Origin of the sequence: Chitinophaga sp. H8 (assembly GCF_040567655.1) — a bacterium.
Taxonomy (GTDB): Bacteria; Bacteroidota; Bacteroidia; order Chitinophagales; family Chitinophagaceae; genus Chitinophaga; species Chitinophaga defluvii.
Genome location: NZ_JBEXAC010000002.1, coordinates 2,035,421 through 2,057,659, shown reverse-complemented (window position 1 = coordinate 2,057,659; position 22,239 = coordinate 2,035,421). Strand labels below are relative to the sequence as shown.

21 protein-coding genes are annotated in these 22,239 nt (G+C 45.6%); 10 read left to right on the top strand and 11 right to left on the bottom strand.

The window, feature by feature from the left end; genetic code table 11:
• Positions 1-14: 14 nt before the first annotated feature.
• The 5 genes from ABR189_RS22190 to ABR189_RS22170 form a co-directional block, all read right to left on the bottom strand.
• Complete coding sequence (locus ABR189_RS22190) at positions 15-3,368, bottom strand: SusC/RagA family TonB-linked outer membrane protein (RefSeq protein ID WP_354662677.1); 3,354 nt, start codon at positions 3,366-3,368, stop codon at positions 15-17.
• 176 nt (positions 3,369-3,544) lie between these two features.
• Positions 3,545-4,663, bottom strand: coding sequence for a FecR family protein (locus ABR189_RS22185; RefSeq protein ID WP_354662676.1), 1,119 nt, complete (start codon positions 4,661-4,663; stop codon positions 3,545-3,547).
• Positions 4,664-4,731: 68 nt separating this feature from the next.
• Positions 4,732-5,301 (bottom strand): RNA polymerase sigma factor, encoded by a 570-nt coding sequence (locus tag ABR189_RS22180; RefSeq protein ID WP_354662675.1) that lies wholly within the window; start codon positions 5,299-5,301, stop codon positions 4,732-4,734.
• A gap of 101 nt (positions 5,302-5,402) precedes the next feature.
• Positions 5,403-6,761: an ATP-binding protein gene (locus ABR189_RS22175; protein ID WP_354662674.1), complete on the bottom strand. Its 1,359-nt coding sequence runs from the start codon at positions 6,759-6,761 to the stop codon at positions 5,403-5,405.
• A 94-nt stretch (positions 6,762-6,855) separates the two neighbouring features.
• Entirely contained in the window at positions 6,856-7,215 is a 360-nt protein-coding gene (locus ABR189_RS22170) for a winged helix-turn-helix transcriptional regulator (protein WP_354662673.1), read from the bottom strand.
• Positions 7,216-7,305: 90 nt separating this feature from the next.
• On the opposite strand from ABR189_RS22170, the gene ABR189_RS22165 reads away from it, so the two are divergent.
• From ABR189_RS22165 to ABR189_RS22155, 3 genes are all read left to right on the top strand, one after another.
• Entirely contained in the window at positions 7,306-8,043 is a 738-nt protein-coding gene (locus ABR189_RS22165) for an SDR family oxidoreductase (RefSeq protein ID WP_354662672.1), read from the top strand.
• Positions 8,044-8,263: 220 nt separating this feature from the next.
• Positions 8,264-8,545, top strand: a complete 282-nt coding sequence (locus ABR189_RS22160; RefSeq protein ID WP_354662671.1) for a hypothetical protein — start codon at positions 8,264-8,266, stop codon at positions 8,543-8,545.
• A complete protein-coding gene (locus ABR189_RS22155; RefSeq protein WP_354662670.1) occupies positions 8,532-9,209 on the top strand; it encodes an ATPase in 678 nt (225 codons plus the stop codon). The genes ABR189_RS22160 and ABR189_RS22155 overlap by 14 nt, the downstream gene beginning before the upstream one ends.
• 173 nt (positions 9,210-9,382) lie before the next feature.
• On the opposite strand, the gene ABR189_RS22150 is transcribed toward ABR189_RS22155, so the two are convergent.
• From ABR189_RS22150 to ABR189_RS22135, 4 genes are all read right to left on the bottom strand, one after another.
• Positions 9,383-10,567 carry a glycoside hydrolase family 172 protein gene (locus ABR189_RS22150; RefSeq protein ID WP_354662669.1) on the bottom strand — a complete coding sequence of 395 codons (1,185 nt, stop codon included), beginning with the start codon at positions 10,565-10,567 and terminating at the stop codon, positions 9,383-9,385.
• 194 nt (positions 10,568-10,761) lie between these two features.
• Positions 10,762-11,790: a hypothetical protein gene (locus ABR189_RS22145; protein ID WP_354662668.1), complete on the bottom strand. Its 1,029-nt coding sequence runs from the start codon at positions 11,788-11,790 to the stop codon at positions 10,762-10,764.
• A gap of 19 nt (positions 11,791-11,809) precedes the next feature.
• Positions 11,810-12,604, bottom strand: coding sequence for a hypothetical protein (locus ABR189_RS22140; protein WP_354662667.1), 795 nt, complete (start codon positions 12,602-12,604; stop codon positions 11,810-11,812).
• 17 nt (positions 12,605-12,621) lie between these two features.
• Positions 12,622-13,236 carry a hypothetical protein gene (locus ABR189_RS22135; protein ID WP_354662666.1) on the bottom strand — a complete coding sequence of 205 codons (615 nt, stop codon included), beginning with the start codon at positions 13,234-13,236 and terminating at the stop codon, positions 12,622-12,624.
• 259 nt (positions 13,237-13,495) lie between these two features.
• On the opposite strand from ABR189_RS22135, the gene ABR189_RS22130 reads away from it, so the two are divergent.
• The 4 genes from ABR189_RS22130 to ABR189_RS22115 all read left to right on the top strand — a co-directional run bounded on the left by ABR189_RS22130 (position 13,496) and on the right by ABR189_RS22115 (position 18,102).
• On the top strand, positions 13,496-15,643 hold the full coding sequence (locus ABR189_RS22130; protein WP_354662665.1) for a tetratricopeptide repeat-containing sensor histidine kinase: 2,148 nt from the start codon (positions 13,496-13,498) through the stop codon (positions 15,641-15,643).
• A 10-nt stretch (positions 15,644-15,653) separates the two neighbouring features.
• Positions 15,654-16,391, top strand: a complete 738-nt coding sequence (locus tag ABR189_RS22125; protein ID WP_354662664.1) for a LytR/AlgR family response regulator transcription factor — start codon at positions 15,654-15,656, stop codon at positions 16,389-16,391.
• 93 nt (positions 16,392-16,484) lie between these two features.
• Positions 16,485-16,841, top strand: a complete 357-nt coding sequence (locus tag ABR189_RS22120) for a YciI family protein (RefSeq protein WP_354662663.1) — start codon at positions 16,485-16,487, stop codon at positions 16,839-16,841.
• Entirely contained in the window at positions 16,822-18,102 is a 1,281-nt protein-coding gene (locus tag ABR189_RS22115) for an RNA polymerase sigma factor (protein WP_354662662.1), read from the top strand. The genes ABR189_RS22120 and ABR189_RS22115 overlap by 20 nt, the downstream gene beginning before the upstream one ends.
• 71 nt (positions 18,103-18,173) lie before the next feature.
• Here the strand turns inward: ABR189_RS22115 and ABR189_RS22110 are convergent, their stop codons facing one another.
• Positions 18,174-18,569 carry a VOC family protein gene (locus tag ABR189_RS22110; protein ID WP_354662661.1) on the bottom strand — a complete coding sequence of 132 codons (396 nt, stop codon included), beginning with the start codon at positions 18,567-18,569 and terminating at the stop codon, positions 18,174-18,176.
• A gap of 42 nt (positions 18,570-18,611) precedes the next feature.
• The gene (locus tag ABR189_RS22105; protein WP_354662660.1) at positions 18,612-19,079 is read right to left on the bottom strand and encodes a Cif family virulence factor; all 468 of its coding nucleotides are present in this window, start codon (positions 19,077-19,079) and stop codon (positions 18,612-18,614) included.
• 120 nt (positions 19,080-19,199) lie between these two features.
• Between ABR189_RS22105 and ABR189_RS22100 the strand changes: the two genes are divergently transcribed.
• The 3 genes from ABR189_RS22100 to ABR189_RS22090 all read left to right on the top strand — a co-directional run bounded on the left by ABR189_RS22100 (position 19,200) and on the right by ABR189_RS22090 (position 22,237).
• Positions 19,200-20,900 (top strand): GMC oxidoreductase, encoded by a 1,701-nt coding sequence (locus tag ABR189_RS22100; RefSeq protein ID WP_354662659.1) that lies wholly within the window; start codon positions 19,200-19,202, stop codon positions 20,898-20,900.
• 403 nt (positions 20,901-21,303) lie between these two features.
• On the top strand, positions 21,304-21,789 hold the full coding sequence (locus ABR189_RS22095) for a hypothetical protein (RefSeq protein WP_354662658.1): 486 nt from the start codon (positions 21,304-21,306) through the stop codon (positions 21,787-21,789).
• Between the two features lie 7 nt (positions 21,790-21,796).
• Complete coding sequence (locus ABR189_RS22090) at positions 21,797-22,237, top strand: helix-turn-helix domain-containing protein (protein WP_354662657.1); 441 nt, start codon at positions 21,797-21,799, stop codon at positions 22,235-22,237.
• Positions 22,238-22,239 lie beyond the last annotated feature (2 nt).

The following is a 22,239-nucleotide window of genomic DNA, read 5'->3' as shown; positions in this document are numbered from 1 at the left end:
CATTGTTCGTTGCCTTAAAAGGTTAATTGAAAACCACCGGTGATGGTACACAGTGATGGTGTGGACAAGTAGCTTTGAATTTCGGGATCACCTACTTTGTATTTTGTGATGGTCCACAAATTCTGGCCTAATATATACACCCGTAAAGTTGAAATGCCTGCCTTACCTGTGATGCGCTCCGGCAGGGTATAAGAGAGTGATGCGTTATTGAGGCGGATGTAAGATGCATTTGAGTAGATGGCATTGGAATACCTTCTGAAATTCTGCACCTCAGTGGTATTAACCGCCAATAGTTTAGGCCGGCTGACGATGTCGCCCGGTTTTTCCCATACCTTATCATCAACAACGGGCCAGTTTACATAATCTCCCTGACCACTTGGCGCAAATCTCAGGTAATTTCCACCCATGGTGTTCCGGAATAAGAAGAAGAAATCCAGCCGGAAGTTTTTATAGGTAAATGTATTCTGGATCCCGCCATAAAATTTGGGGTCCAGGGTTCCGGTAGGCACATAGTCGTCCGTATTCAACAACCCATCTTTGTTAACATCCAGGAACATGGGATCGCCGGTTTCGGGATTGACACCCAAAAAGTCCAGCAGGTATATCACGTTGAGCGGCTTGCCCACCACATAGGTGGTGTAGTAGGATGAATTTTCAATATCCGGAAAGGCTTTTAACTTATTCCGTGGCACGCTGAAATTGACATCCGTATGCCATGAAAAATCTTTGCGTTTAATGTTGTCGCTGCTCAGGGTAAATTCAAAGCCGTCATTGACTACTGTTGCAGGTAAGTTGGCCACCACTTCATTGAAGCCGGTCATCTTTGGCAATTTGTAGTTGACCAGTTGATTAGAGCTGATGTTCCGGAAATACACCGGCGAGAACAATACCCGGTCGTTAAATAGTCCGAATTCCAGCGCCAATTCCGTTTTCCGGGTAGATTCCCAATGGTATGACGGGTTATACAATTTATCTGGGTAGAGAAATTGGTCATTCAGTGAAGGGTACCTGAAATAATTATTTACCGCCCAGGTATCGAGGTATTGATAATCCGGAATCTTATCATTGCCGGTGATCCCCAGACTTCCTCTCAGCTTTCCGAAGCTCAGCCAAGGCAATTTGTCTTTAAGATCAAACTGGTTGGTAAAGATCCATGCCAGTCCTGCTGCACCAAAATTGGAAAATCGTTTGCCCGCCCCGAAGCGGCTGGAGCCATCCCGCCGTGCAGTGAAGTTGGCGATATAGGTATTGTGAAAATTATAATTGACCCGCCCAAAAGCAGCAATATACTTGTATTGGGAAGCCGTTTCATAAACGCTATACGATAATGCATTATTCAACAAGCGCAGTGCTTCGTCGCTGGGAAAATTCTGCGCATCGATGCGGGTGCCTGAAGTGTTGGTAGATTGATAGGTGCCACCAAACAGTATGTTCAGGTCGCCCCCGAATAATTGCCGTCCATAATCCAGCTGCGGTTCAATTGACAAATTCTGGTTTCTGCTGTTACTCAGCACCCGTGATGATTTGAGGGTAGGGCCGGGCTTTAAAGAAGTGAGCGGCACAATAGCATCCTGGTCATTAATGGACAGGTTATAACCGATATTGGCAGAAATTTTCAGGTGTTCATTGAACCGGTAAGAGGGCTGTATATTGCCGTATAGTGTTTTCGATGTGAAGTTGTTCTTTTTCAGCAGCTCGGCAAAGGGATTAAAGACGGTGTAATTATATTCCTCCCAAAGCGGTTTGCCCTGGTCATCCAGCATGCGCATGTTGGGCGCCATGATACGGAAACGGGACATATCCTGGTTGATCATCTCCGTAACACTATTTCCAAAACTGCCGGAAAATAATACATTCAGCTTTTCATTGGTACTCTTCTGATTCAGGGAAAAGGACACATTGATCCGCTCGCTTTTATGGTCGGGATCCATGATGGTGTTTTCACGGTTATAGCCACCGCGCAGGGAGAACTGCGTTAACCGGTTTCCTCCTGTCAATGACAGCTGGGAGCTGTGGGTATTGGCAATATTGTCGGTAAACATCTTCGCATAGTTATAGTTCCTGGTGGTATCCCAAACCAGGATATCCGGTGCATTGGCGGTGGTCATTGCAATACCGCTGTTCTTGAAGGCTTGTTTACGGGCAGCTATATATTGCCGGGTATCCATCATCTTTACATTATCCGGCACAAAGCTGATCCCCTGGTAGGAGTTGATACTGAAGGAAGCTTTACCTGCTTTCCCGCGTTTAGTGCTGATCAGGATAACGCCATTGGCACCACGCGAACCATAGATCGCTGTAGCATCTGCATCTTTCAACACTTCAATACTTTCAATATCCTGTGGGTTGATCCCCTGGAAGGGGCTGATTCCGCCCTTTACCATGCTTTGTATTTGCAGACTTGGTGTGCTTGCTGACCAGTTTCCCATTTCCAGGCTCTTGTTGCCGTTGCTGTAGGGCACACCATCGATCACGAACAGGGGTTGGTCGCTGGTGATGCTTTTATCGATAGCGGTACGGCCACGGATTTCGATATTCACCGCAGCGCCGGGTATTCCGGATGTTTGTGTTACCAGCATGCCGGGCACCCTGCCCTGCAATGCCGCCAGCGGGTTGGCAACGGGTTGTGTCTCGATATCGGCCGCAGAGATCCGGGCAATGTTTCCGGTATTAAAGCGGCGGGTGGTAGTACCATATGCCTGTACTACGGCTTCGTCCAGGGTGCTTGTTGCCTGCTTCAGCACAAACACTACCGGATCTGGAAGGCTGTTTGCCCGCACAGCATAAGGCTTGTATCCCAGGGAAGTGATTTCGATCATCGCATCGGCCGGTACTTTGTACAGAACAAAATATCCCGACTGATCCGTTTTGGTGGCGATTTCAGCGCCTTTCACGCGAATGGTTACACTGGGTAACCCTTTGCCCAGGCTATCCACTACACGTCCGCGGATCTCATCATAAGCTATTGCCGGACTGGTATTATCATCCGGGTTATCAGATAACCGGGGGGTTTTACCCCATACCGTTACCGCCCCATCAGCGATCTCATATGCCAATGGCTGGCCTGCAAATACTTGTCTGAGCGCCTCATTTAACGGTGTTTCATGGATATCCACGGTAACCGGATGCGCATACTTCAGTGAGCTGGCTGCAAAAATAAAATCAACCCCACTTTGGCGGTGTATTTCTTTAAGCACTTCCATCAAAGGCATTTTCTCTCCGGATAAGGAAATGAGCTGCGCATTTGTTTTTGCGCTCAGTTGCAGCAAGCAAAGCAACATAAGAAAAGCGGTAATTCGCATGACCCGCATGAATTGTTGGGAATACCCGCGGAGCACGTCCGTGAGTTTCGTGAAATTTTTATACATTTACTACTGTTTGGTATTATGCAGGGTGCTTTGTTTTCCAGACACCGGCACCTGCAGGTTCAAAAATTCTGTTTTAGGCCATTCCAAACGCCAGCCAGTTTTCGACGCCAATCGGAATCTGGCTTTTTGATTTTAGTTGATTCCTGTTGATTTAAGTTGATTCCTGTTGTAGTGTATTAACGTTTATAGATGTGTATGGTATTTCCTTTTATCATAAACTGCACCGTTTTAGTCTTTTCCAACATTTTCAGTACCTGGCTCAGTTTCTTTTCCCTTGCGATGATTCCATAAAATTTCTCTCCGGCAATGGCATCCTCAAAGACCACGGTTACATCATACCAAGTTGAAATTTTGCGCATGACAGTTTCCAGTGGTTCATTATCAAAAAAGAAGTTGCCATTTTTCCAGGCGGTCACCTGCTCCAGGTTGGCGGTGTGTTTTGATACGTTGTTATCCTGGACAAGCGCCTGCTCTCCCGGTATAATACGGGCAGGTTTTCCTGCATCCGTAGCCGTTACTTCCACCACGCCTTCCACTACGGTGGTTGCTTCAGTAGTTTCTTCTGTATATGCCGTTACATTGAATTGCGTACCCAGCACGCGCACAGTCTGGTGAGCAGTTTTTACCAGGAATGGAATACGTTCATTAGCCGTATTCAGGACCTTTTGCACTTCGAAAAATGCTTCTCCGGTAAGTTCCACTTCGCGGTGATCCGCAGCAAACCGGCTGGGATACCTGAGCGACGATGCTGCATTCAGCCATACCCTGGTACCATCCGGAAGTGTTACCCGGTACCCACCTCCTTTAGGCGTACTCATGGTAATGAGAGCAGACGTTTCCGCTGTTCCTGCTGCACCAGCCACCGGTGTTCCGTCTAAATACGAAACGCCCAGCGAATCTACCGCTATACCACCTTGCTGCTCATTCAGATCAATACGGCGGCCATTGGCCAGTGTCAGAAATGCGCGGCGTTCGCCTGGCGCAACATCTTGTCCTGCGGCCAGCTGTTCCACTGTAATGCCACGATCATGATTAGCCTGGTACATATATGCTCCGATAGCCACCGCAACAAGCACCGCAGCAGCGGCTGCCCAACGCAGCCAACTCCTGCGGGCGGTGCGCTGGATATGTGGCGCCGCGGATTGCCGGATCTCTTCCAGCTGTGCGGGTGACAGCGGAGGCAGGTCCTTTGCCTCATAAGTTAAATACCACATTTCTAAAGTGGCCCGCTCTTCGGCGGAACAATTTCCGGAAAGGTATTTGTCCAGCAATGCCTGAAACGCTTGTTTTTGCATCCTCTTATAGTTCATTCCTATAACAAGACAGCCAAGTGAGGGTCATGGGCTACTGCCCGCAAAAATTTTTAATAAAAAAACAGGTACACCAGTGTATCTAACCGGTTGCGCAATACTTTCAGCGCTTTTTTGATGTGGTTCCTGGAGGTTTGTTCGGAGATGGAAAGTCTTTCAGCGATTTCTTTGTGGCTCAGGTTGCCCTGTCTGCTCAGGAGAAATACTTCGCGCATTTTTTCCGGCAATGCACTGATCTCCCGTTCGATCTGGGCCGCCAGCTCAACGGCCCGCACACTTTCATCGGTGGTGCAGGTCAATTCGCTGTTATATTGTTGATAAGACGTTGCATATTGGGATTTTACGTCATTGTGCGCAAAGATGTTGAATATCCGGTTTCGTATACCACTGTAGAGGTAACCGGCAAAATTACTGGTTTCGGGCAACGCAAGGCGCTTGTCCCATAATGCGGTAAACAGCTCCTGCACGACATCTTTTGCATCTTCAAAGTCGCCCAGTTTCTTATACGCGTGTACATGCAGTATGCCCTTATACCGTTCATAAAGTTCCTGAAAGGCAGTTTCATTGTCCTTTTTCAATAAGACAATCAGATCCTGGTCACTAAGGCTGCTGTAAATCGACATACACGAATTTCGGATGACGAATATAAAAAAAAGTACGAAACAATAGTAATTGTTGAGTGGAGCGTACTATGAGCCACCAGGACAATCTCCTTCCCAAAAATCTATATGACTTCCTGTTGAACCAGCCACGTTAAATAAGCAGGCAGTTGTGTACCCAAATAGTAAGGAAGATTCATTAATAAATAAGACGTTTTATTGGGTGTGATTGCTTTTTCAATAGAGAAGGCTCCCCCGTAAATTCTGATAGCATAGGGATGATCAGCAGCATCTATAAATTGATGAAGTGATCGAAGAGAACCGGTACTACCTGATTTTATTTCTACAGGAATTAAAAATTCACGATGCACCAGCACCAGATCAACTTCCGCATTTGATTGTGATTTCTCTCTTACCCAAAAATTTGGATTATTAGGGGATATTGTTTGTAGTGATATGAGTTCCTGTGTAATCAAATGAGGTATTACAGCGCCCTTATAAGCACTACTTAAATCATTCATACCTAACATCTGCGCCTGAATGGACAACGTATAATTAACAAGCCCCGTATCCAGGATCTGAAATCGCGGCGATTTTTTAAGATCTGCTCTGGGAGGTGGTTGCATATCTGTTGTAGGGTAAATTAAACGAATAATTTTTGCGTCTTCCAGCGTTCTGAATGCCTCGCTTACTTCTCTTGACCGGTAGGAGGAATTACCAAATCCCTGGAATTTAACCCGCTCGTCCAAATAAAGTGGAGCAGTATCCATAATATGTTTAATGATCTTTCTTTCATTGTCACTGGTTGTATATTTCTCTACATCATTTTTATACGTTCCCCATATGCTTTCATATATTCTTGTAAGATCTGCCAGATTGTTTTTATCGATATCTGTTTTAATTATTTCAGGCATTCCGCCAATAATAGCATACCGGTGAAATTGATCCATTAAAACTTGATGAGCAGCTGGTTTTACAGGAACCATTTTTAATTGTTCAATGATAGCCTCCCTTCCTATTGCCTCCAGATACTCCTCGAAATTCATTGGATGGAGATATAAAAATTCCACCCTTCCAACAGGAAAATTTTTTACCCTTTGAATAGCAAATTCTAATAGTGATCCAGCGCTGATAATGTGTAAAGCAGGCATTTCTTCATAAAAGAAACGCAGCAACTGAATAGCTTTCGGACTTTCCTGGATTTCATCAATAAACAACAAAGTGTTGTGTATTTCCAATAAAGGAATATTATAGGTTAAAAACAGCGCTTCACAGATTGTTTTTACATCATCAAAATCCTCAAAATATCTCCTGTCAGTTGCTTTTTCCAGATTAAGCATGATAAAATGAGCATAAGACCTGGCAAAATCCTTTACCAAAGTCGTTTTCCCAACTTGTCTGGCGCCTCTGATAATCAGTGGTTTACGGGAAGGATTAATTTTCCAGTCATGGAGATATGTTTCGACACTTCTTTTAAAAGCCATGATGAAATTGTCTTAAAACAAGGGCAAATATAGGCTAATATTGTAACAAAACAAGCCCATTTTAGTTACTACTCTGTAACAAAACAAGCCCATTTTATAACCATTTGCTTTTAATCTGCTTTCTATGCTTCAACCCAAATTCAATTAAAGCATGAATGACAGGCAGGGTTTCAGTAGCATGGTCAGTAAGTGTATAGGTTACTGTAATAGGTTTTGTGTTGTTCACTGTTCTGGTAAGCAGCAGATTTTCTTCTAATTGCTGCAATTCCTTTGACAACACTTTGGGTGTTATTCCCTTCGCCGTCTCTTGCAGGTCTTTGAACCGCATGGCTCCATTAAGGTATAAACACCGCAGAATAACAATTTTCCATTTGCCACTTAGCAACTCAATGGCATCCATTAAGGCTAGTTGCCTGTCAATAGCAGGTGTTGATTCACATGTAAGTTTCGCCATAGAAGTCACTTTCCTGAAGGTAACGAATAGTAAAAGTTTAGTATTCGTACAATAGTTTTGTCCGATTAAAATTATGAAATAATCAGTGGCATGAAAAATAACAGCATAAGCAGTTTATCAGGTAAAAAAATCATCTTGCTGGGTGGCACATCAGGCATTGGTTTAGAGACAGCAATAGCAGCAGCAGATGAAGGTGCGTCGGTAGTGGTGGTGTCGAGCAGCCAGCAAAAGGTGGAGGAGGCTTTAACTGTTTTACCAGAAAGCAGTAAAGGTTTCACCGCAGATCTTGGGGATGAAAAGCAGGTAGCGCAGCTTTTTAAAAAGACAGGCGAATTTGACCACCTCATTTTTACGGCAGGCGATAGCTTGAAGTTTAGTGAATTGCCTGAATTGGATATTGATGACGCAAAACAAGCTATTCACCTGCGATTTTGGGGGGCAATTATGGCGGCAAAACATGGGGCACCACAGATCAGAGAGGGTGGCTCCATTACGCTCACGACCGGCGCACTTGGGAGAAGGCCAAGGAAAGGGGCACTTGTGATTGCAGGCATGGCGGGCGCTATTGAAGGGCTTACCCGTGCACTTGCTATTGAACTTGCCCCTATAAGAGTGAATGCGGTTTGTGCAGGAACGGTGAGGACCAACCTCCTGGCAGATATGCCGGAAGCAGCGCGGGAAGCTTTTTTCAACAGGGTAGGCAGCAAATTATTAACCGGCAGGGTCGGTAATCCGAAAGAGCTTGCCGAAGCTTACCTCTACCTGATGCGCGGTAGTTTTACCACAGGTCAGATAATCGTGGTTGATGGTGGCAGCTTATTGGTGTAATTGCAATAGCCACATAACTCAAAACAGCTATACAACAACCAATCTATTGCTCAAATACCTGAACAGTTTTCTTTATCTGAAAACGAGGTAAACAATACACCATAACAGTATAATTATCAATATTTTATATAGAAAATTGATTCTAAAACCGAAATTGGATTTGCGCATAAATTTCAGTACATTTACGTGGGAATACCTCAACTTATTCACACCTTTACGCATGACAGATTTAGAATATGAAATAGCGGCACAGGATAAAAAATTTGCAGCCACAATTGATCGATTAAGAAAAAGAAATTTTGGCAATAATCTTCCCTTTTTGATTCTATCAGATCAATTACCCGAAGGACAAGGATTTTATGAATTTGCAGATGGTCGCATTGAGATTCAGGAAGTTTATACAATTGGTGCTGAAATTGAAACCAAGTTTATACGTCGCTTAACTGATAGAGAGGCTAATGTTGTCAGGGAAAAGTTCATGAAAGAGAATGGATTACTCTAAACCCACCCTGCTTGTTATTTCTGGCCCCAATGGAGCAGGCAAGTCTACTCATATTGAATCAATGCTACCCACTCTTTTTGAAGGTGTTCTCCCTTTCGATAGGGATTTAACACGCAGCGGTTTCGAGCGGGAGCTTAAGAATGAAAATCTATCTGTTGAGCAATTAAATATCCGTTCTGCCGAAATGATGGAGAATTTCCTTTTATCCAAAATGGATGAGGCTATTAACTCTAATCAGCACTTCGTTCTGGAAACACCTCTATCTCACCCCGATTACTGGAAATATATAGACCGCTTTGAAAATAGAGGATACCAAATTCAGCTCAATTATTTATGCCTGGACAACGTGAAACACTGTAAGATGCGGGTTAAACAACGAGTGAAAGAAGGCGGACATCCGGTTGATGCCAGGACAATTGAAGGCGTTTATGAAAAAAACTTAGAACATATCAACAATTATAGAAGCACTTTCAAGACGATATGCCTATATGACGGTGAGAAAAGACCTACCATCCTGGTAATGCTGGAAGACAATCAAATAGTAATGGCTACTGATTTAGCGTTAAAAAAAAGGTGGCTTAAAAAAGGGTTGCCTACTATTGCTAAAATGGTTGCTGATTATTTGCTTGTCAAAAAAAACTCCTTTAATAGCAAGCGCGGATGAAACCGTGAAAGAAAACAATAGATAGCCCGATACAGTCCGGATACCGGGTTGATTCCAGTTCATATCAAAGGCTGACCAAAAAGCAATGGTCAGCCCTAATTTATTCGGGTATCTGATGATCGTTTAAGCGACTCCCGAAGCCTTTATTTTACTTTTTGGCCAGCCCTCTCTTATCACAATCCTGACAATCGTACTTTCAGTGGTGCCAGTGCAGGCAATCCGTTTTCCGGTTTGTCCAGGTAGAAGTAGGCGGTAGCCGAATAATCATCCACTCTGTAAAAGTTCACCCATCCGTTTGGGAATGTATTGCTCTCCAAGGAAGGTGGTGCTGGCATCTCCAGCAGTTTTACGATTTCTTTTTCCGTAGATACTGATACGGGCTTCAGCCGGGCACCCGCTTTCAGCAACTGCCTCACCTGGTCGGTAGTACCGCCGCCCATGGGTTGTATGATAACATGGCAATCGGATTGGAAATATACCGGGTCGGGAATATGATAACGGTAAAAGGCATACTGTCTTTTCTCCTTATCGGCGATAGGGCACCCCTGGTACATGTGCGCAAAAACTCCCTGTCCCCAGGCAGTACCGATATAATCCTCCGTGCCGGTGCCTGCCAGCGTGGGAAACTGTGTATCACCGTCCAGGTACATCTTCACCTCTCCTTCTCCAAACCAGGTATCACTGTAAGACTTATCCGTTGTTATGCCAAAGTTGGCGCCCAGGTAACGGCCTTTACCACTCACCTTGGGCAGTACGCTAAAATCCTGTCCCAGCGCAGCGCCCGCATTACTGCTCCAGTACGCGTGGAAGTAAAGAATTTCCTTCGTATGCCGCTTTACGGTGGTAAGGTTCACATCATAAAACAACGCTTGTTTTTCTGTGCCCTCATTGATCAGCACAATCCTGGCCCGCTTATTAAACGGCATGGGAATATTGCAGTTGAAAGAACGCCCCTCCGGATCAGAAAAGAATACATTCTGGAAGGGGAGCCTGCGGCCAAGCCCTACGCCAAAGAAATCGCCCAGCGGCACAGCCACGGCTGGTTTTGTGGCACCGTCCCAGTACATTTCAATACGAATGGAACGTAATGCCGCCGGGCTTCTGTTAGATATCGTAATCCATATCCTGTTGATGATACCTGCTCCCTGTATGTCTGCCAGTATTTTGCTGCCACCGGCATGCAGGGTATCACAGGGATGTCCTTTACCTCCTTTGTTTTCCATCGCCCCCCGTCCTTTGGCCCCGGTGGGGTTTTCAAAAGAGATCCAGCGGGTAGCGGCGCCCTCCGGAATATCGTATAATTCCTGTGCCCTGGACATCAAAGGCAGCAACAGCATTATCAACAATACTTTTTTCATGGTATAAGTTTGTTTAAGTACTTGCAGCAACCTGAACTGACAGTACCGGCTGCCCGATTAGTTATCTTTACAATGTACATAAACTTTAGCGCTTAAGTTCACCGGATTTCAGCTAATCAGCCTACCCTTTTATCCAATAATCTCCCAGCTGCGCCTTTGTTAACAACCACCCCTTAATTCCGTAAAAGGCTCCCTCAACCTCTTTTCACACTCACCTTTCTGGGTTTTAATGGTGCGGGAGGTAAAGGCTGTGGATTAAGTTTGGGCGAGGGCTTTACTTGCGCAGGAGCAGGGGGCAATGGTTGAGGATTAAGTGCGCCTGACGGTTTTTTCACCAGCTTATCTGTAACTTTTTCATCTCCACCGATGACAGGCAACACAGGGTTATGTGCATCGGTAGCAGACAGCGTTGTTTTTGCACTGCGTGCTAAAGTTCCTGCATAACTGTGCGGATGTTTTGCAATAATATTTCCCTGGCGTATATCGGCCATTACGGTTAGTTTTTCATCCCCATCCAGTTTTAACTCATCTAAAAAAGGTTTGCTTTTAAGTACCTGTCCAATAGCCATCAATATAGTAGTATTAAGTACGGCAGCGATATTTACAGATGCCTGATTTAAATCAGGAAAAAAGCCTTCTCCCGCAGTAAAGGAGTTGGAAACATTATCTGCCAGTCCCAGAAATTTATCCATCAACCTCGGTTTATGTATAGCTGTATTGGCGGTTTCTGATCTTGGATTTTTGGGATAAAATGTTGTCACACTATTGATATCTGTAAAAGCAATCACCAACGCCTGATCCCATGTCAGCACAAATTTGGGATCAAAATCCCGGCCCAGGCCACCAAACGGATTGGTAAGGGTAGCATTGGGCGTGGTAACTTTAAATGTTGCACGGCAGCCTTTCAGCCATACTTTTAATGCAAAACCACCAGGTTCGTTTACCGCTTCCAGGGTTACCACATCGGGCAAAGTGATATTTAGTTCCCGAACGTTTTGGTCAACAGCTTGTTTTACATTGGCCACAATATGCTCCTCCACCAAAGCGATCAGCCTGGGCTTGTAATTACTATAAAAACGGCCGGTTGCTTCGGGAATGATGCGGTAGTTTGCCGCCACCACTTTTTGTCCGCTTACCAATTGTATGCCTCCGCTGAAATTTTGCGCAGAGATGCCGGCAATACTACCCGCCAGCAAAGAGATGATCAGGAAAATACTTTTCATAACAAAATAATTTATGGGGTTATTCACATTGGTATTTAAAGGTTCGTATGGTTTCAATAGTACCGCCTTGTATCCGGTCTACCTGCACCACACGCCCCTTTGTATCAAACTTATAGGTATAGTTATTAGTGGTGGTGCCGTCCGTTTCGCTCAGTAGTAATCCCGCACTGCGTTTTGCATATTTATAAGGTCTGTAATCGGTATCGGGTATATTATTGGGGCGGGCAGCATCGTATGTATATCTGAACGATGAGGTGGTCAGGTTTGCAGGCAGCCCGGCTCTGTACAGTTTCTTCCATGCATTTGCCTGTATCAGGTTGCCGTTCTGTACCGTATTGGTATAAACAATGTCCTGAAAAACAGTATAGTTTGACAAATCAGCGGTATTATAAGTATAGGTTTTGGATTTCGTCATAAACCCATTGTTATCATATTCGAAAGTGCCTTTATTGACCTGGTTGTTTTGCGGAGGATATTCCCAATAAATAACCTGGTTATTGTTATTGATTAAATAAATACTTCCGTACGCATCAACGATTTTCTTGCCTTCCTTCTCATAGCGGTAAGTATTTGTACCGGAATTTATCAGTCTTCCTTCGGCATCGTAAGCCAATAGCGTCTTTTCGGGAAAGTCCTCTCTCATCACCGATTGTATTTTCCCGATGGCATTGTATTCATAGCGGAGGTTTTTATTTTCCTTCCATTCTGCGATTACCCGGTCACAGTGCTGTGGAGGCTCGCTCGCATTTTTTTTGCATCCTGCCAATGCAACAGATAATATCATGAAATATTTTACAACGTCTGGATGAAGCATGGTATTAATTTTTAGGGTTAAAAACTCATCTCATTTTCAGGAATAAATTTCCAGCGGTATTCTCCGGTTCTCAGTTGCGCCCCCATTGCCACACGGGTATACGCTGCGGATTGATATTTCTTCACGCATACATAGTTCCCCAACTGAGCGGTAAATGATAAAAGCCATTCATTATTTCCGGCATGAATAATTTTATAAGCCATATCCCTGTTTTCGTTACTCAGGATCATCTGGTCATATCCACCACCGCAGTAACAAACGAGTTGCAGGTGATGCGCCCCAGCCATGGAGATCCGGTATTTGCCCTGCTGTTGCCGGACAGCAAAAACCTGCCGTGCATTTCCTTTTTCCAATTGCTTCAGTCCCATATCCGACTTATCAGACACCGAGCCTTCCAGTGCCAGACCGCTTTTTACATTGACGATATAATAATTACCATTGGGCAGTTGTCCATTCAGTGGGGCGATAAATATTTCGTTGTCTTTTACCGGTCTGGTATTAGGGCCGTTATTGTCCTGGTATACTACCGGGCGGCTACGCGGCACAGTTGTACCTGCATCTGTGGTAACTGGCTGCCAGGACTTGCAGGCAGCAAATAAAAAGAAGATAAAGGCTACATAAATCGGTTTCATAACAATTTGAGATTTGGGGATGTTGAATATTTATTATCCCCCCGAAACTATCGCCATTACCTGCTCAGAAAAACGCTGATTGTATGAATGACTGGTTTTGGTGTATGAGCAGCAGCAAAACGGGGGGCCGGGTTACCGGACAGACCTTATTAAAACAGGGCTTACTCCCATTTATACACCCATTCCTGCAATTGGTACAATGTGGGCTATGATTGCGTTCCGATATTGATTAACTTCAGTAAAGAAAAATCCAAACCCCATGTTCCCCAGATGTTTACTTATCGTATTGTTAGTATGCTGGTCGCAAGCAGCCACAGGGCAAAAGCAGATCGACAGCCTGTTGCATGAGCTTGCAGCCACCCGGTCGGACAGCAGCAAAGTGAAAATATTTATGTCATTGAGCAAATGGAGTAATGAAGCCGGGAAATATGAGGAAGGGATGGGGTATGCCCGTTCAGCCCTTTTGCTGGCAACGCAAATGCAGTGGCAGGAAGAAATTGCCTGGACCTTGTTTGATATAGCCGGTCAGTTTGATGCGCGGGCATTGGCTGATTCTGCCATTATATTCAATAACCGGGCACTGGAGATCTTTAAACAGCGGCATAACAAAAAAGGGATCGCCGCCTGCCTGGGCAACCTGGCCATCATTTATCAGCAGCAGGGCAAGTATCAGCAGGCGCTGGATTACCAGCTGCAATCACTGAAACAATATGAAGCTGATGGAGCGCAGAGAAATATTGGTATTGCGCTGTTTCATATCAGCATCAATTATCAAAGTATGAGTAATTATGCCAAAGCGCAGGAATACAACTTCAAAACATTAAGGCAGTTCGAGAAAATACAGGATAAATACGGCATGGCTGCTGCCCTGAATAATGTGGCCAACACTTATTTTGCACAGGAAGGATCCGCCAATAATGATATGGCGCTGGAATACTATTTAAAAAGTCTCGCCATTGCCAAAGAGATTGATAACCTGGAATTAATTGCCCTTAATAATGGGAATATCGCCAATATCCTTTTTGACAAGAAACGTTATCCGGAGGCCCTGAGCAGCTATCAGCAAGCGCTGGCTATCTACCAGGAGATGGACGACAAAACAGGGGTGGCACGAAATACTGGTAATATAGGGAATGTGTACAAAATGCAGGGCAACTATACCGCTGCTTTAGAATGGTATAACAGGGGATTGGAACAAAGCAAGGCAGCAGGGCAGGTTACATTGGAAGTAGATAATCTCCAGAACATAGGCTGGGTCTATCTTGACAATGCCAAAAATGACAGTATCCGGCCTTCGGCCGGTAATCCGGTTGTAAAAAGCAAAGCAGCGTATCTGAAGCTGGCCATCAGCAACTTTTCCCGGTCTTTGGCACTATCCAGGGAGATCCATCAACCGGAAAGTATCAAAGACAACCTCAGGTTACTGTCGGAAGCATTGGCATTATCGGGAGATTACAGTACCGCCCTGTTAAGATACCAGGAGTATGTATTGGTACGGGACAGTATCCAGAATGACCAGACGAAGCAGGAGCTGATGCGGCAGGCTATGCAGTATGGTTACGACAAAAAAGCGGATTCTTTAAAATACATCAACCAACTTGGCAAGGCCAAACTGCAACAGCAATGGCTATACAGTCTTGCCGGCTTATTGCTGCTGGCAGGTATCGGCGGCTTTTTCTTTTACAGGAACAAAGTGCAGCAAGCCAGGCTGAAAGCAGAACTGGCAAAGGAAAAGGCAGAACAGGAGCGTACCGCTGCTGCATTTCAAAGTAAGATGAGCGATGCCGCATTAAGTTCGTTACGTTCACAAATGAACCCACACTTCATTTTTAATTGCCTTAATTCCATACGCCTGTATGCCGCCAAAAACGATAGTGCTTCCGCCACTGAATACCTCTCCAAATTCTCCCGGCTGATGCGCCTGGTGCTGGAAAACTCCAAAAGTGAGCGCATCACTTTGCAACAGGAGCTGGAATCGTTAGGACTGTATATGGATATGGAAGCCATGCGCTTTAAAGATAAGCTGCGCTATGAAATTGTAGTAGATAACAGCATTGATATCGATTATATCGAGCTGCCCCCTATGCTGATCCAGCCTTATATTGAAAACGCCATATGGCATGGGTTAATGCACAAGGAAGAAGGCGGGAAGATAGAAATACACCTTTCGGAAAAGGAGGAGGTATTGATTGCATCGATCAAAGATAACGGTGTGGGGCGTATTAAAGCTGCTGAGCTCAAGAGCAAATCGGCGGTGATCCATAAATCCTTTGGCATGAACATCACCAACGAACGCCTGGAACTTATCAACCAGAAATATAACATTACTACATCCGTCACCATTATCGACCTGTATCATAATGGCACCCCGGCTGGCACGGAGGTTATCATTAAAATACCTGTATAAAAACAACACCATGAATACCATTCGCACCGTGCTGATAGATGATGAAACAGACAGCATAGAAAGCATGAAATTAATGCTACAAGCATATGACCAGGTAGTAGTGGTGGGCACCTTTACCAGTCCGGTCAAGGCATTAGCAGAGATCGCACAGCTTCAGCCCGACTTATTATTTCTTGACATTGAAATGCCCCGGATGAATGGGTTTGAATTACTGGAAAAAATACCGCATCCCGATTTCCAGGTAGTATTTGCCACGGCATATAATCAATTTGCAATCAAGGCATTCCGTTTTAGTGCATTGGATTACCTGGTAAAGCCGGTAAACAAAGAGGAGCTGGACGCTGTAATTGTGCGGGCAGCAAAACAACATCGCCTGCAAAGTGGCCAATTGCAAAACCTTAAGCAGCAGCTTCGCCAGGGTCATATTACCAAGATCGCCATACCAGGCCAATACAACGTCACCTTTATTGATATCAAGGATATTGTGTTTGCAGAAGCATCCGGTAATTACTCCAACCTGGTATTGCATGACGGCAGCAAAATGCTGATCACCCGTAAACTGAAAGATATCCAGGAGGTATTGGAAGAACAATATTTCCTGCGCATCCACCGGCAATATATCATCAACCTCAATCTGGTCAGGTCCTTTAACCGGAACGAAAATATGCTGACCATGATCACCGGCGACCAGATGCCTGTATCGCGCAGTCAAAAAGACCGGCTGATTGAAAAATATGGCTGGTTATAAGTATACTCAACTATTTCTATTTCTTTTGTCCCTAAATGCCTGATTCGTTTGTCATGTAGGCAAACCATCATTTTTAACAGATAATTGTAGGCTATGAAAGAATTTTTAATGCTGATCCGGGAAAATGCGGATTATGGCACCATGACACCTCAGGAAATGCAGGAAGACATTGAAAGACATATTCAATGGGTAGAAGCACTGGTCAACAGCGGTCATTTCAGCAGCAGTAATCCGTTGATGCAGGAAGGTACGGTGATCAAAGGAAAGGATAAGATCGTTACAGACGGGCCTTTTGTGGAGAGCAAGGAATGCATCAGTGGGTATTACTTTTTACGGGCCACATCGCTGGCAGCAGCTACGGAGATTGCCAAAGGCTGCCCGGCTTTGATGGCGGGCGCTACTTTGGAGATCAGGGAAATAATGCCGGTAGATGATGCACCCGGGCAATAACGATCCTGACCAGCACCTTCACCAGCTCACGGCCCATCTTTTCCGGGAAAACTCGGGAAAGATGGCCGCCGTGCTGTCGCGCATGTTTGGCTTGCACCAGATAGACCTGGTGCTGGACGTGATACAGGATACCTTTGAAACAGCACTTATCAGATGGCGTTTTGCCGGTATTCCGGACAACCCTTCCGGATGGCTGATGCAGGTAGCCAAAAATAAAGCCATCAACACTTTTAAAAGAGCGCATAAAACGCAGGGATTACCACCGGGGTATGAAGCCACGGCGGATGAGCATATAGAGGATCCTGATCTGTCGGACCACGCCATTCAGGACAGCCAGTTCAAGCTGCTGGTAGCCTGCTGCCAGCCGGGCTTTTCTGTCCGGAACAACATCCTCCTCACCCTGCATATCCTCTGCGGATTTGGGGTGCCGGAGCTGGCCAATGCCCTGTTGATGAAGGCCGAAGCTGTAAAAAAAGCGCTGACCCGCTGCAAGCTCTCCCTGAAGGGCCTGGGTCATGTTTTGCAGGAGCCAGGCAGTTATCAGTCGGCCAAACAGCTCAGCACCCTACATACCATCCTTTACCTCACCTTTAACGAAGGTTATAAAACTACGCGGGGCAAAGCGGGGATCAATAACGACCTGTGTTATGAAGCCATCCGGCTGGCCAAGCTGCTACTGCATGCAAACAATACTACGCCACACGAAACACATGCCCTGCTGGCCCTCCTGTTTTTTAACCTCTCCCGGTTTCCGGCACGCCTGAGCCAGGACGGCGAGTGGCTTACGCTGGAAGAACAGGACCGCAGCCAGTGGCATCAGGTGTTTATCGCAGAAGGGTTTTATTATCTCAGTAATGCTACGGCATCGGATACACTCAGCCGTTTTCACCTGGAAGCGATGATCTCCTCCCTGCATTGCACCGCCGCTACTTTTGCGGCTACCGACTGGAAAAAAATCGTGTTCCTGTACCAGCAGCTGGAAGTGCTGGAGCCTGATTCTCCCTATATCGCGCTGAACCGTATCATTGCGGAAAGCTACCTTCAAAATACGACGGCGGGCATCAAAAAAATTGAGTTACTGGAAAAAAGGGCGGCATTGGAAAAAGCGTTTCTTTTCCCCGCTGCCAAGGGGGATCTGTATAGAAGAATGGGGCTGTTTGACAAAGCGAGGAGTGCCTATCAGCTTGCACTGGAGCTGGCCGTAGCACCGCTCGATAAAAAGTTCCTGCAAAAAATGGTAACCCGGTGTGGGGCCTCCTGAACGGGGGTTATTCCTGACTTGTCAGCGGATGATTTTGGGCGCAAAGTTACCCGGTATGAGGCCTGCTGCACTCAGGTATGCATCCGGGTGATCGCAATAATCGCCCCTACAGGGTCCTGGATAAGCGCATAAGCGGTGATCCCGTCTTCATTCTTTGATTCTTTCAATACTTTTCCACCCAGTTGCTGGCATTTTTCTATGCTCTGCAATACATCGGCTACATTTACATACACGATCCACTGCGGCGGCAGATCGCTGTTGCCCCCTCTGGCATGGCATACCCCACCTACCCAGTTGCCCGCCGTGTCTTTCATAATAAAATCGGCATAGTCGCCCGTTTCATCTTTCATGGGCATGTTTTCTGTTTGCCACCCGATCACCTGGGTATAAAAATCTTTCAGGGCACCGGCATCCGGCACCGTAATATCCGCAGATACGATGGAGCCGGGGAAGAATTGTTTTTCCATATAATTGATTTTAAATAATCGTATAACAGGCCGGGCGCGGCTTCATTTTCCCTTTTCACCAATGCAGTTGTCTTTACGCCGGGTATCGATGATATACTGCACTTTCCAGCCCGTGTCTAACCTTACCAGCTGAAAGGAGTTGACCCCACAATGAGAAAATTTCCCTCTATAATAAAAAAGGTAAGGTGTCCATACAGTAGCCAGGGGCACATCTATTTTTATCATATCATACTGGATCCGCTCATCTCCCGCCCCTTTGGGCAGATTACCCACCATAGACACAAAAGACGCCACACCAACGGAATGTACATTCAGGTTGCCTTCCTTATCCTTCACGATCGTCTGTAAGATCGCATCGGGTGTAAAACACGCCATCAATGCGGCACTATCGGAGGCACGCACCGCGGCAAACAGGTTGTCGATCGTCATTTTAATAGAGTCCCCAGCGGTTTGTGCGCGCATCGTCAAACAGGAAAAGGCCAGCACAAGGCCACAAAATAAGGTTCGCATGCAGTATTTTTTATACCATACAATTTAACACTTATACCGCTATTATTCCAACCGTCCAAAAATTTGCAGTTTCCTTCGATATTTTATTATTTTCCTCACCAGGTTCAATAATATAAGGATATGATCAACTTAAATCTCAACGCAAAAGACGCGAACACGTTTGATGCCATCGTTATCGGCTCAGGTATCAGTGGTGGATGGGCAGCGAAAGAGCTGTGCGAAAAAGGACTGAAAGTATTGATGCTGGACCGGGGCCGGCAGCTGGAACATATTAAGGACTACGAGCATGCCACCAAAGCTCCCTGGGAAGTACCACACCGTGGCGCCACTACGCCCGAACAGAAAAAAGAACATCCTTTCGTATTACGTACAGGGGTATACTCCGAGTTTAATGAAAGCTACTGGATGAAAGATACCGACAGTCCTTATACAGAAGTCAAACGGTTTGACTGGGCACGGCCGGATATTGTAGGTGGGCGTTCCATCATGTGGGGCCGGGGCTCCCTGCGCTGGAGCGATCTTGACTTTGAAGCCAATCTCAAAGATGGCAAAGGCATAGACTGGCCCATCCGGTACAAAGACCTGGCTCCCTGGTACTCGCACGTGGAGGCTTTTGCAGGCATCAGCGGACAGGCAGAGGGCATCCCTCACCTCCCCGATGGCGTATTCCAGCCACCGATGGAAATGAACTGCTTTGAAAAAGCGGTGAAAGGCAGGATAGAAACCACTTTCCCCGGCAGGAAGATGACCATTTTCCGTACGGCCAATCTTACGCAACCTATCGGCGACCGGGGCAAATGCCAGAACCGGGACCGCTGCAGCCGTGGCTGCCCGTTTGGCGCCTACTTCAGCACCCAGTCGTCTACCCTTCCCGCTGCTGTAAAAACAGGTAATCTCTCCCTCCGCCCGGATTCTATTGTCAACTCCATCATTTATGATGAAAGTAAAGGCAAGGCCACCGGCGTAAGGGTGATAGATAAGCATACCAAAGAAATGGTGGAATATTATGCCCGCATCATATTCGTTAACGCCTCTGCCCTGTGGAGCACATTTGTACTGATGAACTCTACGTCCAACCGCTTTCCGCAAGGCCTGGGCAATGACCATGGTATCCTGGGACACTACCTGATGGACCACCATTTCCATGCAGGCGCCAGCGGTACTTCCGACGAATTCGCGGATAAATACTACTATGGACAACGACCCGCCGGGTTCTATATTCCGCGCTTCAGAAATGTTCACGGAGATAAACGGCCCTACCTGCGTGGCTTTGGCTACACCGGCTACAGCAACCGTTCCGGATGGGCAAGAGGTATTGCCGAGCTGGGCATAGGACAGGCTTATAAAGATTACCTGACAGAACCCGGCCCGTGGCAGATGGGACTGATGGGCTTCGGAGAATGCCTGCCCTACTTTGAAAACCAGGTAACACTGGACAACAGCGTAAAAGATGCCTGGGGACAACCCGTGCTGAAAATAGACTGTGAGTTCAAGGAAAATGAACGCCTCATGCGAAAAGACATGAACGAAGATGCAGCCAATATGCTGGAAGCAGCCGGGCTGAAAAATGTTCGTCCCTTCAACCGCGAGATCTATCCTGGTGCTGCGATCCACGAAATGGGTACGGCACGTATGGGCCGCGATCCGCGTACCTCCATGCTCAATGAATGGAACCAGGTACACAACGTGAAAAATGTATTCGTTACCGATGGTGCCTGTATGACTTCCTCTGCCTGCCAGAACCCATCGCTCACCTACATGGCGCTTACTGCCCGTGCAGCCGACTACGCTGTAAAAGCTCTGAAACGCCAGGACCTGTAGTTACTGCAATGCTAAAACATCATAGCAACGTCCCTGATCATTGATATGGTCAGGGACGTTGCCGTTAAAGGGTTACTTTATCAAATAAGGTATTTTTTATTATTATTTAAAATGGTCTTATTTTTATTCTATAAGTGGCTAAAAGAGGCTTAGCTGATGTTTGTAACCTCATTTCTCTCTCTAAAATTCCTGGATGAGAAATAGAAAACCCCGTTTTATGTATTTTGATTTGTTGTCAGTGTTATTCCTTATTCTCCACAACTTTGAATCACCTCATGTGGTATAAGAGAAGTATTTGATAGTCAACAGATAAGGGACTTTTACAAACTATCAGAACAGTTATTCTGATCAAAAATCACTTATAAGTGAATTTATTGCTGTAACTTTGTAAACGTTCTCATAGATGAAATCTAAATTGGTTTATTTGACGAAATTATCCGGAGATAAGGCTTCCATTTATAGCATAGTTACCGCAGCAAGTAAAGCGCCATTTTTGGATCATTTTATTCAAGAACACCAGGAAGCTTTCACGCAGGACTTGCTCAGCATAATAGGCAGGCTTCGGAGCATGAGTAACACTGTAGGCGCTTTAGAAATTTATTTTAAGCTGGATGAAGGATTAGAATGGAATGATCTGGTTTGTGCGCTATACGATATTCCGGATAAACATCTAAGACTTTATTGTATCCGGCTGAGCGAACAAATTGTAGTGGTCGGAAATGGAGGACCTAAAAACGTGCGGGCCTGGCAAGAAGATCCCAAGCTAAGCCGGGAAGTGTCGGAAATGATGCACTATTCCAGGATCATCCGGAAAAAGTTGGAAGATAATTCTTTAAGAGTATCAAAAGATGGTTTAAAGTTTGAAGGTGATTTAATACTTACACGTTAAACTTATTATGATGACAAACATTGATGCGATAAATACAAATTATTCCAGTGATCTGATAGATCAGATGTTGGATAATATTAAGCCTGAGGAGCAGGAACAAACAGATTACAAAATGAAGCTGGCCGCAAAAATCTATGCAGGACTTAAATCCAAAGGTTGGAAAAGCCTCGATCTGGCTAAGGCATTAAATTTAAAAAGCCCTTCACTTGTTTCCAAATGGTTAAGCGGGACCCATAATTTTACCATCGATACACTGGTTGACATTCAACGTGCGCTGAATATAAGGTTACTGGATGTTGAATTATTACCGGCCCCACCAACGCTAAACATGAATTTCACTGTTGCTGTAGCACCTGCTTCATTGCGTGAAGATATTTACGAGCCCCTGCAAAAAGTAATTGATGAGGCAGGGGGCTTACAATCAACAAAGGTTGCTGTCGTTTATTGAGT

Bases quoted from the DNA above. Each gene is read 5' to 3' on its own strand.
- ABR189_RS22100 (WP_354662659.1), top strand. From the start codon at position 19,200: ATGATCAACTTAAATCTCAACGCAAAAGACGCGAACACGTTTGATGCC.
- ABR189_RS22130 (WP_354662665.1), top strand. From the start codon at position 13,496: ATGTTCCCCAGATGTTTACTTATCGTATTGTTAGTATGCTGGTCGCAA.
- ABR189_RS22110 (WP_354662661.1), bottom strand. From the start codon at position 18,569: ATGGAAAAACAATTCTTCCCCGGCTCCATCGTATCTGCGGATATTACG.
- ABR189_RS22170 (WP_354662673.1), bottom strand. From the start codon at position 7,215: ATGGCGAAACTTACATGTGAATCAACACCTGCTATTGACAGGCAACTA.
- ABR189_RS22135 (WP_354662666.1), bottom strand. From the start codon at position 13,236: ATGAAACCGATTTATGTAGCCTTTATCTTCTTTTTATTTGCTGCCTGC.
- ABR189_RS22105 (WP_354662660.1), bottom strand. From the start codon at position 19,079: ATGCGAACCTTATTTTGTGGCCTTGTGCTGGCCTTTTCCTGTTTGACG.
- ABR189_RS22120 (WP_354662663.1), top strand. From the start codon at position 16,485: ATGAAAGAATTTTTAATGCTGATCCGGGAAAATGCGGATTATGGCACC.
- ABR189_RS22140 (WP_354662667.1), bottom strand. From the start codon at position 12,604: ATGCTTCATCCAGACGTTGTAAAATATTTCATGATATTATCTGTTGCA.
- ABR189_RS22095 (WP_354662658.1), top strand. From the start codon at position 21,304: ATGAAATCTAAATTGGTTTATTTGACGAAATTATCCGGAGATAAGGCT.
- ABR189_RS22115 (WP_354662662.1), top strand. From the start codon at position 16,822: ATGATGCACCCGGGCAATAACGATCCTGACCAGCACCTTCACCAGCTC.
- ABR189_RS22185 (WP_354662676.1), bottom strand. From the start codon at position 4,663: ATGCAAAAACAAGCGTTTCAGGCATTGCTGGACAAATACCTTTCCGGA.
- ABR189_RS22155 (WP_354662670.1), top strand. From the start codon at position 8,532: ATGGATTACTCTAAACCCACCCTGCTTGTTATTTCTGGCCCCAATGGA.
- ABR189_RS22165 (WP_354662672.1), top strand. From the start codon at position 7,306: ATGAAAAATAACAGCATAAGCAGTTTATCAGGTAAAAAAATCATCTTG.
- ABR189_RS22125 (WP_354662664.1), top strand. From the start codon at position 15,654: ATGAATACCATTCGCACCGTGCTGATAGATGATGAAACAGACAGCATA.
- ABR189_RS22090 (WP_354662657.1), top strand. From the start codon at position 21,797: ATGATGACAAACATTGATGCGATAAATACAAATTATTCCAGTGATCTG.
- ABR189_RS22190 (WP_354662677.1), bottom strand. From the start codon at position 3,368: ATGTATAAAAATTTCACGAAACTCACGGACGTGCTCCGCGGGTATTCC.
- ABR189_RS22175 (WP_354662674.1), bottom strand. From the start codon at position 6,761: ATGGCTTTTAAAAGAAGTGTCGAAACATATCTCCATGACTGGAAAATT.
- ABR189_RS22150 (WP_354662669.1), bottom strand. From the start codon at position 10,567: ATGAAAAAAGTATTGTTGATAATGCTGTTGCTGCCTTTGATGTCCAGG.
- ABR189_RS22160 (WP_354662671.1), top strand. From the start codon at position 8,264: ATGACAGATTTAGAATATGAAATAGCGGCACAGGATAAAAAATTTGCA.
- ABR189_RS22145 (WP_354662668.1), bottom strand. From the start codon at position 11,790: ATGAAAAGTATTTTCCTGATCATCTCTTTGCTGGCGGGTAGTATTGCC.
- ABR189_RS22180 (WP_354662675.1), bottom strand. From the start codon at position 5,301: ATGTCGATTTACAGCAGCCTTAGTGACCAGGATCTGATTGTCTTATTG.